Source organism: Thermorudis peleae (genome assembly GCF_000744775.1).
In the GTDB taxonomy this organism is placed as follows: Bacteria; Chloroflexota; Chloroflexia; order Thermomicrobiales; family Thermomicrobiaceae; genus Thermorudis; species Thermorudis peleae.
Genome location: NZ_JQMP01000003.1, coordinates 757,050 through 771,342, shown reverse-complemented (window position 1 = coordinate 771,342; position 14,293 = coordinate 757,050). Strand labels below are relative to the sequence as shown.

The window sequence follows — 14,293 nt, the reverse complement described above, 5'->3', positions numbered from 1 at the left end:
TGCAAGACCGTATCCACTACTCAGTTGTGGCACAGACTAGGTCATAGCGCCAAATCGATCCGGGCGGAATGGGAGGATTGCTGGATCAAGCTGACCTGTGCGAACAAAGCGAGCGACTGCTTCACCAACAGCCGGAGCCAAAGCAAAACCATGACCACAGAAACCACAGGCATAAACGAAACCTGCCACGTTGGGATCGGGGCCCACCACCGGCACCCCATCAGGAGTAAATCCTTCAATACCAGCCCATGCACGACGAAGCGGTATCTGAGCAACTGGCGGGTAGATTGCGCAAGCGTCTCGCGCACTACCCTGAAGGCTTGCTGGCAAGAGGACACTTCGAGACCCTACGACGAGGCCAGGCCAGCCTCCGCCAATGAGATAGGATCCATCAGCAAGCTGCTTAAAGCTAAGACGCCGGTTCAACGCACCTAACACCGGTAACGGGCGCTGGGGCGCAGGAAAAGTCACGAGCATTTGCAACGCGCGCGGGGCAACATTGAGTACCCGCCCGGCAAGCCTGGCAAGGTGTGCACTCCAAGCTCCCGCAGCATTGATAATCCAGTTGCAAGCGAGCGACCCGAATGGAGTGTCAACACCAACAACGCGGCTGGCTACTTGCCGAATACCCGTGACCCGACAGCCAACGATGATGCGAGCGCCCAAACGGCGAGCAGCCTGCGCGAATGCAACCGTCGCCAACGCGGGCACAGCCTGTCCATCATCAGGCGTCCAACTTCCACCGACGACATGCGGAGCAACCCCTGGCGCAAGGGTCTGGACGTCAGCTGCGTCGACCAAGCGAGCGTCGATGCCATCCATTCGCTCGCGCTCACAGCGCTCAGCGAGTATCGCAAGTTCTTGTGACGACTCAGCGAGAGTAAGATGACCGCAGCGGGAAAATCCTGTTGGATATCCCAACTCTTCAGCAAGCGACGGCCAACGCGCAACTGCCTGCCTTGCCAAAGGCAACTCGCGGGGATCACGGCCTTGCTGGCGCACACCACCAGCGCTTGCCCCAGATGCTCCACGGGCAAGCGTCCCTGCTTCAAGCAAAAGGGTATCGACGCCCGAGCGCGCCAGTTCATACGCAATTGCACAGCCAATGATCCCACCACCGATGACGACAACATCGACGGCACGGGGTAATGCTTCAGCCATTGGGGCCTACCGCCAAGCGCGTTCCGCCCAGCTCACACACAATCTGCTGTAGAGCACTTAGAACGCGATCAATATGGGCGCGTGTAATGGCGTAGTGCGTAACGAAACGAATCTGCTGCGCGCCAAAGACACTACACCGGATGCCCGCATCGCGTAGAGCTGCAGCAACGGCCTCAGCCGACAGCGGCGGCTCAAGGGTACAGAAGACGATATTGGTCTGCACCGTTTCAAGATCAACAACAAAGCCCGGGAGCAGTGCGAGCCCCTCAGCGAGGTATCGCGCTGTCGCATGGTCTTCCGGCAATCGATCGATCATCTGCTCAAGGGCAACGAGACCAGCAGCTGCAAGAACACCCGCTTGCCGCATGGCGCCCCCAAGCAGCTTGCGTTTTTGCCGTGCACGCTCGATCACCTCTGCAGATCCGCAGACCATTGAACCGACTGGGACGGCAAGCCCTTTTGAAAGACAAAACATGACAGTATCAGCATCCTGTGCAAGCTCTGCTGCAGGGACGCCAAGGGCAGCAGCCGCGTTAAAGATGCGCGAGCCATCAAGATGAACGGGGATGCCATGCGCATGCGCAAGGGCACAGAGTTGTCGAGTTAACTCGACGGAGAGCACTGTTCCACCACAGAGGTTATGCGTATTCTCAAGCATCAGGAGGCCAGTACGCGGAAAATGAATATTCGGCGGACGTATAGCAGATTCAACGTCACGAGGATTGAGACCCCCGAAACGATCATTGGGTACTGGCCGGTACGGATGGCCACCGATAACAGCGGCGCTACCAACCTCGTAGACATAAGCATGCGAGCGATCACCAAGGATGATCTCAGTACCGTATTCGGTCAAGGCAAGAATGCTCACAAGATTTCCCATTGTGCCACTTGGTACGAAGAGCGCGGCTTCCTTGCCAAGGATCTCAGCCGCGCGCTCCTCAAGCCGAATGACCGTGGGATCTTCATGCGAGTTGTCATCGCCCACTTCAGCCTCTGCCATCGCCCGCCGCATTGCTGGCGTTGGCGGTGCAGCCCAGTCACCGCGCAGGTCAATCACGTCCGTCACGCTTTCCTTCGTCCCTTCTAGCTCAGCACTCACGCTTTCGTTGAGAGTCTACCGTGCGTTGTCGGCTTCAGTATCATCAGGCAACACTTGAATCGAGAATGGGAAGTGCAAGGAGTCATTGGATGCTTCGCTGGTTCCGTCGTCGCCATGAGCCAACACAACCAGACCAACGACCATCGCCATCTCACGATGGTGATGCTGAGCAAGCATATATCCGCGAAGCAGAGCGCCGTCGGCTGCGCCGGCTGCTCCAGCAGCAGGCAGAGCTACAGTACGATCGTGAGCAAGCGCTTGAAGCACAGAAACCATCGAATCGGTGGACAGTGCGCGCTGCTGAACTTGAAGCAGCGATCGCCCAAGTCGAAGCTGATATCAAGCAGTGGGACCAGCCCCAACGTGCACCTTCTCCTCCGCCCGAGTTACCGCCCGTGCCGATTCAGCTGATTGCATGTGACACGACAGCGCCGGCAACGCTCACACTCGTGATTGGCACAATACCATGTACGTGGCACGAGGCGATTGACTGGGCAGAGCGTGGTCACCAGCTCGCGCCAGCCCAACTCGTCCGTGATGAGGTCGATCTCTCGCCGCTGTTTCCAACGGATCTCACCGAAGATCAGCGCACAACACTGAGCGAACGACTGCTCACAAGTCTTGATTTGCTGGCAACTGCAGTGCTGCAAGCCATCCGCGAGCAGCAGCCCATCGATCTCCCAACGCTGTCATCGCTGGTCCGGCCTTGCCCGGTCTGTGGAGGATGGCGTGATCTCCACGATCACTGCCCAACTTGCCTAACGCGTGAACGGCATCGGCAGCAGTTGGTCAGTGAACTTCGGCGGTTACGGAAAGAGCGCGATGCCGTATTATCCGACATGGCACGGACACGAGATCGGCTGCCAATTATTGAGCGTCAACTTCGTGAAATTGAAACGGATATCGCAGCATTACAAGCCAAAGGCGTCACCCTTGAGAACTAACGCGTACTGCCCTTACACTGTGTACAATCCGAATGGAACGCCCGTGTCCACATGGCCACGGGATTGTTGCTGTGCACGAGTATCTGCGAGTTGGTGAGGGCAGGCACAGTGGCGAAGCAACTTGGCATCGACCTGGGCACGGCAAACGTCCTTGTCTATGTCCGTGGCCGTGGGATCGTGATTAACGAGCCATCAGTCGTTGCCATTTCGGCGAAGGATGGAAAAGTCAAAGCGGTTGGCATTGAAGCCCGTAACATGCTTGGCCGTGAGCCGCGCGACACGATCGAAGTGGTGCGGCCAATGCGGAACGGTGTCATCGCCGATTATGTCGTTACGCAAGAAATGCTCCGCTACTTTATTAATAAGACAGTAGGTCGCTTCTCGCTTGTTCGGCCCGAGGTCATGATTTCTGTTCCGGCTGGCGTCACAAGCGTCGAACGTCGAGCAGTCCGTGACGCCGCCTTAAACGCTGGAGCCCGGCGAGCATACCTCATTAGTGAGCCGTTAGCCGCTGCTATCGGAGCAAAAGTCCCTGTTGCCGACCCTAGCGGGAACATGGTCATCAATATTGGCGGTGGCACAACTGAAGTTGCTGTCATTTCCCTCAACGGCATTGTCGTTGCAGAATCAATTCGCATCGGTGGAAACCATTTTGATGACGCCATCGCGGCGTACATCAAGCGGAAGCACAACCTGCGCATCGGCGAGCGAACCGCTGAGGAAATCAAGATTGCGATTGGCTCAGCCCTCCCAGTTGAAGAGGATCTCTCGATCGAGGTACGCGGACGCGACGAGGTAGCCGGGTTACCACGTACGATCCCGATTCACGCGAACGAAATCGTGGAGGCGATTACTGAGCCACTCGAAGCGATTATTGGGGCAGTCCGCTCAGTGCTTGAGAAGACCCCGCCCGAGCTTGCCTCAGACATTATCGATAAGGGCATGGTACTCACCGGTGGTGGGGCGCTCCTCCGCAATCTTGACCGTCTCCTCACCGAGGTTACAGGGGTGCCCTGCTATGTTGCAGACGATCCGATGAGCTGTGTTGCCATTGGCACTGGTCTGGCCCTGGAGTATTTCGACGTCATCCGCGACAGCCTTGAGGAACTCTGATCCGCAGGTAACAGGAATGTATACTAAGGGGTAAGCGGCGCAGCGCTCGTGACGAGTGCGAGCTGGCAGACGCCAGAGCATATCGTTATGAGCCTTGTGCGGCCTGAGGGAACGGCACAGAAGAAAAACGAGGCGGCGCTATGTTGCGACTGTCAACGTCGGAGCAAGCGTCGGATGCCGAGCCCGATGGCCAGCTGCGATTTGGGTGCCCAATGCTACGCCGATCGACTGTTGTAATGAAAGGGCGTCAACTCGTTACCATGCGATGTGCACTTGGTTATGCCATCGCCACAGATGAGGACTACCACCGCTGCCGGGCTACGGAAAGCCCGCTCCAGTGCTGGAACCACACTTCGGGGGGCAATGGGCGAGTTGCCTAGAGCAGCTGGCCGGACGGCGACCGTCCGGCGCAGAATAGAACTGAGTTCGATGGAGGAACTGAGGCGGGATATCCCGCCTCAGTAATCCTTTCTCCTGCCTTTGCCGCAACAGAACAGGACTCAAACACCAAGTGCTTTGGACTACCCCCGAGTTGGTCGAGCCAGGTTCTCAAAGAACAGTGCTGGTTACGAAGCCGTCGGTACCTCAGCTGGGAAGCTGGCGTTTGTGTAGACCTCTTGAATATCATCGAGATCTTCAAGTGCCTCAAGCAACTTCAGCGCGCTTTGAGCTTGCGCGCCTTCTAACTCGACCGTCGTCTGTGGTACGCGTTGGATATCAGCCTGCCGGATCGTCAATCCAGCAGCCTGCAACTTCTCAACAACGTCGCTGAGCACCTCGGGATCGGTCGTAATGATCAGTGTCTCATCCTCAACCTCAACGTCGCGCGCACCAGCATCGATTGCCAGCAAGCCAACCTCATCTGGATCACGTCCATCAAGCGGAACAACAATCTGACCAACTGTGTCAAATTGCCACGCAACACTGCCTGTCTCACCCAGGGAGCCACCATACCGTGAAAAGGTATGGCGAACTTCCGATGCCGTCCGGTTGCGGTTGTCAGTCAGCGCGATGGCCATAATGGCAATGCCACCCGGACCATACCCTTCGTAGACGATCGTCTCGTACTGGTTCCCACCGCCGGCAGCGCCAGTTGCCTTCGCAATCGCGTTTTCGATGTTCTCTTTTGGCATCCCCTCTCGCCTGGCACGCTCAATCGCCATGCGCAGCCGGGGATTCGCATCGGGATTCGGCCCACCTTCACGGACCGCGACTTGAATTTCACGCGAGAGCTTGCTGAAGATCTGCCCTTTCCGGAAATCAGCAACTGCCTTCTGCCGTTTAATTTGCGCCCACTTTGAATGCCCTGCCATAGCGCTCCACTCCTTCTTCGTGCACTGTCGCATTGCTCCACAGGAATCGCCAGCACAAGGTCATTCACGATGGCGCCCCTACATGGTCACGCCAGGGGGAAGGTTACTCCTGCAGAGCACCTTCACGACATTATCAGGAATAATTGTAGTCGTGTTTACACTCGCACGTGTGTGCACCGCATGGCTTAGTGAGAGAAACGCCCACGAGAGCGAAGCCCATCAGCACGGGATGGTCGAACTAGCTTACCGCGTAGTCGAGTATGCTCAAGTGCTCGTAAGACCTGCTCTGCAACATCAGCTGGCACGTCGACTGTGCTCTGTTGCTCATCGATCTGAATACGCCCGATTACCCGCCCAGGAATTCGCGCCTCGTTCGCAATTGCCCCAACAATATCGCCAGGGGCAACGCCATCACGACGGCCAACAGCGAGTACAAGGCGCACCATTGGTATTGCTCGCTCATTCGCTGTGCGTGGCGAACGCCGGTTAACAGCTGACCGCTCAACAGGCACCATGAATTGGGCGTCGTCAATTGCATCCCCGCCAAGGTCACGCTCACGCTCATTCATAAGGAGTTGAACGGCAGCAGCAGCGAGCGTTTCGGGATTAGCCTTCCCTTGCACGCTCGCAATGAACGAATAGGCACTGGCATCAGGACCAGATGCAAGCACTGACTCAAGCGCTTCCCGAAGCTTGGCCCACTGCCGTTCAATCACTTGCGTACGGCTCGGCACGCGCCCTCGCTCGAGCGATTGGCTAATCGTCCGCTCAATCTCTCGAATCATTCGGCGCTCGCGTGGCGTGACGAGCGTGATCGCTGTCCCAGGAGCACCAGCCCGACCAGTCCGGCCGATCCGATGGACATAGCTCTCAGGATCTTGCGGAATATCGTAGTTGATAACGTGAGTGACCTGCGGAATATCGAGCCCGCGTGCCGCAAGATCCGTAGCGACAAGGAGTACCGCCTTACCAGCACGGAAACGCGCCATGACACGATCACGCTGCGCTTGTGTCAGATCCCCATGAATCGCCTCAGCGTCTTCACCGCGTGCCTGTAACGCCTGCGCAAGCGTATCCGCCCCGCTCTTCGTGCGACAGAAAATGATCGCCGACGTCGGTTGCTCAAAAGCCAGCACGCGCTGAAGCGCTGCCAGCTTAGCCGATTCAGGCACTTCATAGACGATCTGGCGAATGTGCGGGACAGTAATGTGCTCTGGGGCAATGGTTACCCGAACAGGATCATGGAGATAGCGATGAGCAAGTTGAGCAACCCGCTCAGGGATCGTTGCGGAAAACAATCCGGTTTGCCGTGTGGCTGGTGTTTGGTCGAGAATCCATTCGACGTCCTCGATAAAGCCCATATTGAGCATCTCATCGGCCTCATCGAGGATCACCATGCGCACGTCCTCGAGCTGCAGAGTCTCGCGTCGCAGATGATCAATAATGCGTCCCGGAGTACCAACGACGATGTCAGCGCCATCCCGAAGGGCACGAATTTGTCGCTCAATAGGCTGACCACCATATACCGGAACCACCCGTGCCCCTGTGTAACGTCCAAGCTGTTGGAACACTGCCGTGACCTGCAGTGCCAGTTCTCGCGTCGGCGTGAGGATAAGTGCTTGTACCCTATGCTCAAGCGGATGACGTTGGTGCAGGATTGGCAGCGCAAACGCTGCCGTCTTACCTGTCCCGGTCTGCGCCTGCACGATCACATCGCGACCAGACAAAACAATCGGAATAACCCGTGCTTGGACGGGCATTGGTGCAGAAAAGCCGGCTTCCTGCACCGCACGAAGTAATTCAGGTGAGAGGCCAAGGTCAGCAAAAGTCAGCTCTTCGACCTTCGCTGTTGTTGTTTGATCAGCGATCACTGCGATTGCCATCAATGAGGAACCCCAATATCTACCACCCGGCTGAAACACAAGAAAAGACGGTCGCTGCAGCCGGCTTTCAGCGACCGCCGCACCCATTGACTATACCACAGTCGAGCGCATGCTTGCGCTGGAGACGATGCAGGCGCACAATCAAGCTAGCCACAGGGAAATGGAGGAATACCGGATGTCAGAGCAACAGACATTGCACGCGCAGCACATTGTCTGGCGACCAAGCGAAGCCGAGTACGCGCGTAGTCGGCTCGTCCGCTTCATGAAAGAGCAGCAGATCGCTGATATCACCACTCTTCGCGAACGAGCTGCCGTTGATCCTGTCTGGTACTGGGAGGCGATGGTCAAGCATCTCGAGCTGACATGGCTACGGCCGTATGATCAAATTCTCGACCTGCGTCGTGGCAAACCCTGGGCACAATGGTTTGTTGACGCCCAATACAACTACGTCATCGATGCAGTGGACAAACACGCAAGGAGCAATGCAGCAGAGCGGCCAGCAGTTATCTGGGAAGGCGATGATGGAGCAACACGGACGCTGACATTTCGCGCACTTGCTGAGCAGGTTAATCGCCTTGCCTCAGCCTTGCGTCATCTTGGAATTGGGCCAGGCGACCGGATCGGCATCTTCCTGCCAATGCTTCCGGAAACCGTCATTGCGACACTCGCCTGCAGTCGCATTGGCGCGATCTTCATCCCACTCTTCTCTGGTTTTGGATCTGAAGCCGTCGCAACACGCCTCCGCGATGGCGAAGCTGTTGCGCTCATTACGGCTGATGGTTTTCTCCGTCGCGGTCGGACAATTAGCCTCAAGGCAACGGCCGATGAGGCCTGTGCTGAGGTCCCAACTGTACGCCACTGCATTGTCGTGCAACGAACTGGCGAATCAATTCCCTGGACGACTGGGCGTGATCACTGGTGGCATGACCTGGTTGCTGATGCTGATTCCACATGTCCCGTTGAGCCAACCAATGCCGATACTCCGTACATGATCATCTACACGTCGGGAACAACTGGGAAACCAAAGGGCACCGTTCACGTGCATGCTGGCTTCCCTGTTAAGGCGGCACACGATATGGCCGTGTGCTTCGATATTCAGCCAGACGATCGTCTCTGCTGGTTGACCGATCTTGGCTGGATGATGGGGCCCTGGGCCATTGCTGGCACGCTCCTGCTTGGGGCCACACTCGTCATCTACGAAGGGACACCGGATTGGCCGCAGCCTGACCGCGTGTGGCGGCTGGTATCACGCCATGCCATCAGCGTCCTCGGCTTAACTCCAACGGTCGTCCGTGCCTTGATGCCTCACGGGGATCACTGGCCCCAGCAGCATGCGATGCCCTCACTCCGAGCGTTTGGATCAACCGGCGAACCGTGGAATCCTGCCCCCTGGGAGTGGCTTTTCCGGGTTGTTGGCCAGGAGCGCCGACCAATTCTCAACTATTCGGGTGGAACTGAGATTAGTGGCGGCATTCTCGGCTGCACCATGATTGAGCCGCAGAAACCCTGCGCCTTTAGTGGTCCAGTACCAGGCATGGCGGCTGACGTCGTTGATGAACAAGGTAATCCCGTTCGCGGATCCGTCGGCGAACTTGTTATTCGGCAGCCTTGGGTGGGGATGACACAAGGATTCTGGCGCGATCCTGACCGCTACCTTGCGACATACTGGTCGCGCTGGCCTGATCTCTGGGACCATGGAGACTGGGCACTGATTGACGAAGACGGCTTCTGGTACATCCTCGGACGCTCCGATGACACGATCAAAGCGGCGGGCAAGCGCATTGGGCCAGCGGAAGTGGAATCCGCCGCGGTTGCACACCCAGCTGTTCAAGAAGCGGCTGCCATTGGCGTGCCAGACCCGGTCAAAGGCGAAGCCATTGTTGTCTTCGCCATGCTTCGCCCAGGAATACCGGCAAATCCGTCCTTAGCTGCCGAGATCCAGGATACTATCGCTGCGCGGCTGGGGCGACCATTACGACCAGAGCGCGTCCTCTTCGTCCCTGATTTGCCGCGGACGCGTAACGCAAAGCTTATGCGACGGGTCATTCGGGCTGCCTATCTTGGCCGCGATCCTGGCGATCTCTCAGCACTTGAGAATCCAGCAGCTGTTCAGGCCATTGCCGAGGCTGCACGAAACGGAACACGTTCGTAGCCGCGCAGTGAATGTGATGCGTCGCCAGAGCCATTGCATTTTGCCAGAGCAATGGCTCTGGCGTTCGCTGGGATGCAGGTGTTGCCAGGGCTCTATTACATTCGCTACACTGACAGAGGCAGCGGTGTAGGGATAGATGCCTTCGTATGTTCCTAGATCGAGAATGGGAGCAACGAAACGCCGAGGATGAACTTCCGCAAGTTTGGAAGTTGGGAATTCCTGTCGGCGAATGGTGGATTGAGCGGCTGTTGGTACAGGCACGATGGGTAACCGTTGTCTCAAGCCTTTCGCTCTTACTCCTCAGACCAACAGTGCACTGGATCTGGCCACTCTTGCTCGCGGCCTACTATGGGATCGGCAATGGTATTGTTCACGCGCTCATTGCCCCACCGAAGACCTTCCAAGACTGGAAAATTGGACGCACGCTGGCAATTTGCATTGATTGGCTTGGCGCCTGCTTCGCGCTCCTGCTCTTTGACGCCTCACTGACAATTGGCACAACACTCTTTATCCTCCTCATCGGAGTAACCAGCCTCCGTTCATGCACCTTTGGCGCACTTGGAGCAACATTTGCCAGTGGGCTCGTTCTCCTTGTCTGTGCACTCCACATTTGGCTGATCCATGATGTTCCCTGGAACCGGCTTTTCCCATTTCTTGCTGGAAGTCTGGTCACGCTGGCCGTCGCCGGAACAACGTTCGGCTTGATTGCCCGGGGACTACGTCGACCGCTTGCAACGCTTGTCCCTGCGTCGGAGAAGATTTCAGAGGATCACGCAGTCGCTCCTTCTTCTGGGGATGCCAAAGAACCGCTCCTCGCTGATCGACGGGCAGTCTGCTGGTTAACTGATCGCGAGCTTGAGGTCCTTGTTCTTCTTGCGGAGCCAAAGCTCACGTATGCGGATATTGCGTCGCAGCTTGATCCACCAGTCTCGGTGCATACAGTAAAGACCCACGTTCGACGCATTGCCGAGAAGCTTGGCTCGGAACGTACCCGTGACGAGGTCGTTGCAGCGGCACGGCGTCGAGGGATTCTGCATCCAGAACAACCGATACTTATTGCACCAATGGTACCTCGTATTGAGCAGCCGGAAATACCATTGGAAAACCGCTGAAGACAGCACCAGAAGCGCCCGGAGGGTGTGTTTGCTCGTTGCCGACTTGTGCTTCGATCAATCAGTCCGGTGACATTGTCCCCTGCCTCACTTCCGTTGTCAGACCAATACGCAGCACCGAGATTGCCATTCAGTTTAAGCGTGTGCCACATCCCGACGCTACGTGCCTGCCTGCATCTATACCAGCGTAGTGACTGTAAGGCAAACAGGCGAAAAGGGTTCGCCTGTTGAGCAGCCCCACTGGCTCGCTTTCATGATCAAGCTGCCCCAAAACCTGAGGGGTGACAAAAATTCCCACCCACGGTTGACAAAAATTCCTCCCTGCACCCTCTTCCCGGCCTGACCGTCGTGATCTATGACTAGAAGTGAAGGCAGTACAGTACGCTGCCACGCAAAAGAGATACGTCCATAACGGTGCACACACCATCCCGTCACTCCCTATACCGCGCTCGCGCCGAGCGGTTACTCTTAATCGCTCGGCGCGAGTCCTTCTATCTGGCGACCCAACATGCTCTTCGGCTGTTGGGCTGTACGCCTACGACAACCCCATGCTAGTGACGTACGCTATCATTGAGAGCCGGCTTCCAGTTGCCGGCGAGCAGATGTCGTGCAAGTGCCTGCCACCATGATCACGAGACGGTCAGGCACGGCAGACGGGAGGGTAACCATCATGTCGAACCCCTTACGAGAGCTCAGCACGTATGGCCAAAGCTTCTGGCTCGACTTCCTGAGTCGTTCACTCATTACCTCTGGAGAACTCGCCCGCCTTATCGAAGAGGATGGACTACGCGGCGTTACATCCAATCCAACAATCTTTGATAAGGCGATTTCGAGTAGCGAAGAATACGACGACGAGATTGCAGAACTCGCTGCAAAAGGGCTCTCGAGTGCTGCAATCTTTGAAGAACTCGCGGTGCACGACGTACAAAAGGCCTGCGACCTCTTCCGTCTCGTGTATGAAGCTTCCGGCGGGGAAGATGGGTTCGTCTCCCTTGAGCTCCCGCCAGACCTGGCATATGACACCGAGCGCTCAATTGCCGAAGCAAAACGACTGTTTGCGAAAATTGACCGTCCCAATGTCATGATTAAAGTGCCGGGAACACCGGAAGGCATTCCAGCCATCGAACAACTTATTGCCGAAGGCGTCAATGTCAACATTACCCTGCTCTTCAGCCTTGAGAACTACGAGCAGGTGATGGAAGCATATCTCCGCGGCATTGAACGCCGGCTTGAAGCTGGCCTGGCAGTCGACCACATCGCCTCAGTCGCGAGCTTCTTTGTTAGCCGTATCGACACAGAAGTTGACCGCCGCATTGACGAGCTACTCAAGCAAGAGACGGATCCTGAACGGCGTGAAAAACTCGGCTGGCTGAAGGGCAAAGTGGCTGTCGCGAACGCGAAGCTTGCCTATCAGCGCTTCAAGCGTGTTTTCCTCAATGGTGAACGTTTTGCTCGGCTTCAAAAGCAGGGAGCGCGCATCCAGCGTGTCCTCTGGGCAAGCACCAGCACGAAGAACCCTGCGTACAGCGATGTGCTCTATGTTGAGACCTTGATTGGGCCGTATACCGTCCAAACCATGGCTCCTGTCACGGTTGAGGCGTTCCGCGACCATGGTCGCGTGCGGGCAACGGTCGAAGAGGGCGTTGAGGAAGCGGAGCAAGTTTTGCGCACCTTAGCGGACGTTGGCATTGACTACACTGAGGTAACCAACCTACTGCAACGCCAAGGGGTCGAACTCTTCCAGCAGTCCTATAACGATGTCCTCAAGCGGATCGATGAAAAGCGGCGTACCCTTGCTGCAGTGATTGAAAGGAGGGCCGGTCAGCTTGGCCCTTTTGAACCAACGGTCACGGCTCAAGCTGAGCGGCTGGTCAACGAACGGTTTATCGAGCGACTTTGGGCCAAGGATCCAAGCTTGTGGAGCGCTGATCCAGCAACACAGGCCAAGATTGCTCAACGCCTTGGGTGGCTAACCGTTCATGAGACCATGCTCGCCAGCCTACACGAGCTTGAGGCAGTGGCCAGCGACATTCAATCTGCGGGGTTCCAGCACGCTGTTCTGCTTGGCATGGGTGGGAGTAGCCTCGCTCCAGAAGTGCTGCAACGCGTCTTCGGGAATGCCGAAGGGTTCCCGGAGCTGCGCGTTCTCGATACCACACATCCTGACATTATTGCCCGACTTCAGGATGAAGTTGATCTAGACAAGACACTCTTCATCGTGAGTTCAAAGTCAGGAACCACTGTCGAAACACTCAGCCAATACGCATACTGGTACGAGATCATACGGTCACGGCGTGGCGCTGCAGCCGGAGATCAGTTCATCGCCATTACCGATCCAGGAACACCACTTGAACGGCTTGCACGAGACCACCAGTTTCGCAGAGTTTTCCTCAATCCTCCCGATATTGGCGGCCGTTACTCCGCCTTGTCGTTCTTTGGGCTGGTGCCAGGAGCAGCCATCGGGCTGCCACTCAAAGCGTTACTTGAGCCAGCCGCTCGAATGGCCGAGCAGTTGCAGCGAAATAGTGTGGAGAATCCCGGCTTGTGGCTTGGGGCTGCCCTTGGGGCATTGGGTACCGCTGGCCGGGACAAAGTGACGATGCTCACCGAGCCAGCGATTACGAGTCTTGGTGACTGGCTTGAGCAGCTGCTAGCGGAAAGCACCGGCAAGGACGGTACAGGCCTGCTGCCGGTTATTCATGAACCGCACCAAGCACCGAATCAGTACGGGACAGATCGGCTCTTTGTCGGTATTGACCTTGCACTGCAACCACATGTCGAGAGTGACGCACTGCTCTTAGCGCTTGAGACACTCGGGCACCCTGTCGTGCGCTGCCGCCTCTGGAACACGTGGGACCTTGGAGCAGAATTCCTCCGTTGGGAAGTTGCAACGGCCGTCGCAGGGGCTATTCTCGGGATTAATCCTTTTGATGAGCCAAACGTGCAAGAAAGCAAAGATCGGACAAACGCACTCCTCAAAACCTTCACCAAGACGGGTGAGCTTCCTGAGCCACCAGTCCTTGCAACTGCAAACGGCATACGAATATACGGCGAGTTTGATACGACCAGTGCGGAAGCAGCCGTTGCGGCTTTCTGCAGCAGTGTCCACCTGGGGGATTACCTTGCGTTACTCGCCTTCACGGACACGCGTCCAGAAATAAGCTGGCGACTCCAGGAAACTCGCCGACTGCTCCAGCGCCTCGGAGTAGCAACGACACTTGGCTATGGACCACGCTACCTCCACTCGATCGGGCAGTTCTATAAGGGCGGGACACCAAATGGGGCGTTCCTTATGGTGCTCATTGAGCCCGCGCACGATCTTCCGATCCCTGGCTCACCCTACACGTTCAAGACGCTCTTCAAAGCCCAGGCCTTTGGCGATTACGCTGCGCTGATTAGCCGGAAACGCCCTGTGCTCCTGCTCCACATCCCGGCCGATGAAGCAGAACGTGGCTTGGACTGGCTGCTCCAGCAACTGGCCGTTGCTGGAACACGTTAAATCTGAGGACAGAACAG

The 14,293-nt window shown here is 56.9% G+C and carries 9 protein-coding genes; 5 read left to right on the top strand and 4 right to left on the bottom strand.

Annotated features, from left to right (window positions below):
- Positions 1–36 precede the first annotated feature (36 nt).
- Entirely contained in the window at positions 37–1,161 is a 1,125-nt protein-coding gene (locus N675_RS06575; RefSeq protein ID WP_038038641.1) for an NAD(P)/FAD-dependent oxidoreductase, read from the bottom strand.
- Positions 1,154–2,227, bottom strand: coding sequence for a GntG family PLP-dependent aldolase (locus tag N675_RS06570; protein WP_038038638.1), 1,074 nt, complete (start codon positions 2,225–2,227; stop codon positions 1,154–1,156). Before N675_RS06570 ends, N675_RS06575 begins: the two co-directional genes overlap by 8 nt.
- Positions 2,228–2,349: 122 nt before the next feature.
- Here N675_RS06570 and N675_RS06565 point away from each other — a divergent pair, with 122 nt between their 5' ends.
- Positions 2,350–3,204, top strand: coding sequence for a hypothetical protein (locus N675_RS06565; RefSeq protein ID WP_038038637.1), 855 nt, complete (start codon positions 2,350–2,352; stop codon positions 3,202–3,204).
- 108 nt (positions 3,205–3,312) lie between these two features.
- Complete coding sequence (mreB, locus tag N675_RS06560) at positions 3,313–4,317, top strand: rod shape-determining protein (protein ID WP_038038636.1); 1,005 nt, start codon at positions 3,313–3,315, stop codon at positions 4,315–4,317.
- Between the two features lie 566 nt (positions 4,318–4,883).
- On the opposite strand, the gene N675_RS06555 is transcribed toward mreB, so the two are convergent.
- Both N675_RS06555 and N675_RS06550 read right to left on the bottom strand, forming a co-directional pair.
- Entirely contained in the window at positions 4,884–5,630 is a 747-nt protein-coding gene (locus tag N675_RS06555; protein ID WP_038038634.1) for a YebC/PmpR family DNA-binding transcriptional regulator, read from the bottom strand.
- Between the two features lie 185 nt (positions 5,631–5,815).
- A complete protein-coding gene (locus N675_RS06550) occupies positions 5,816–7,513 on the bottom strand; it encodes a DEAD/DEAH box helicase (RefSeq protein WP_051914342.1) in 1,698 nt (565 codons plus the stop codon).
- Positions 7,514–7,688: 175 nt separating this feature from the next.
- Here N675_RS06550 and N675_RS06545 point away from each other — a divergent pair, with 175 nt between their 5' ends.
- From N675_RS06545 to N675_RS06535, 3 genes are all read left to right on the top strand, one after another.
- Complete coding sequence (locus N675_RS06545; protein ID WP_051914340.1) at positions 7,689–9,665, top strand: AMP-binding protein; 1,977 nt, start codon at positions 7,689–7,691, stop codon at positions 9,663–9,665.
- A gap of 146 nt (positions 9,666–9,811) precedes the next feature.
- Positions 9,812–10,777 carry a helix-turn-helix transcriptional regulator gene (locus N675_RS06540; protein WP_038038632.1) on the top strand — a complete coding sequence of 322 codons (966 nt, stop codon included), beginning with the start codon at positions 9,812–9,814 and terminating at the stop codon, positions 10,775–10,777.
- Positions 10,778–11,447: 670 nt separating this feature from the next.
- Positions 11,448–14,276 (top strand): bifunctional transaldolase/phosoglucose isomerase, encoded by a 2,829-nt coding sequence (locus N675_RS06535; protein WP_038038630.1) that lies wholly within the window; start codon positions 11,448–11,450, stop codon positions 14,274–14,276.
- Positions 14,277–14,293: the final 17 nt, after the last annotated feature.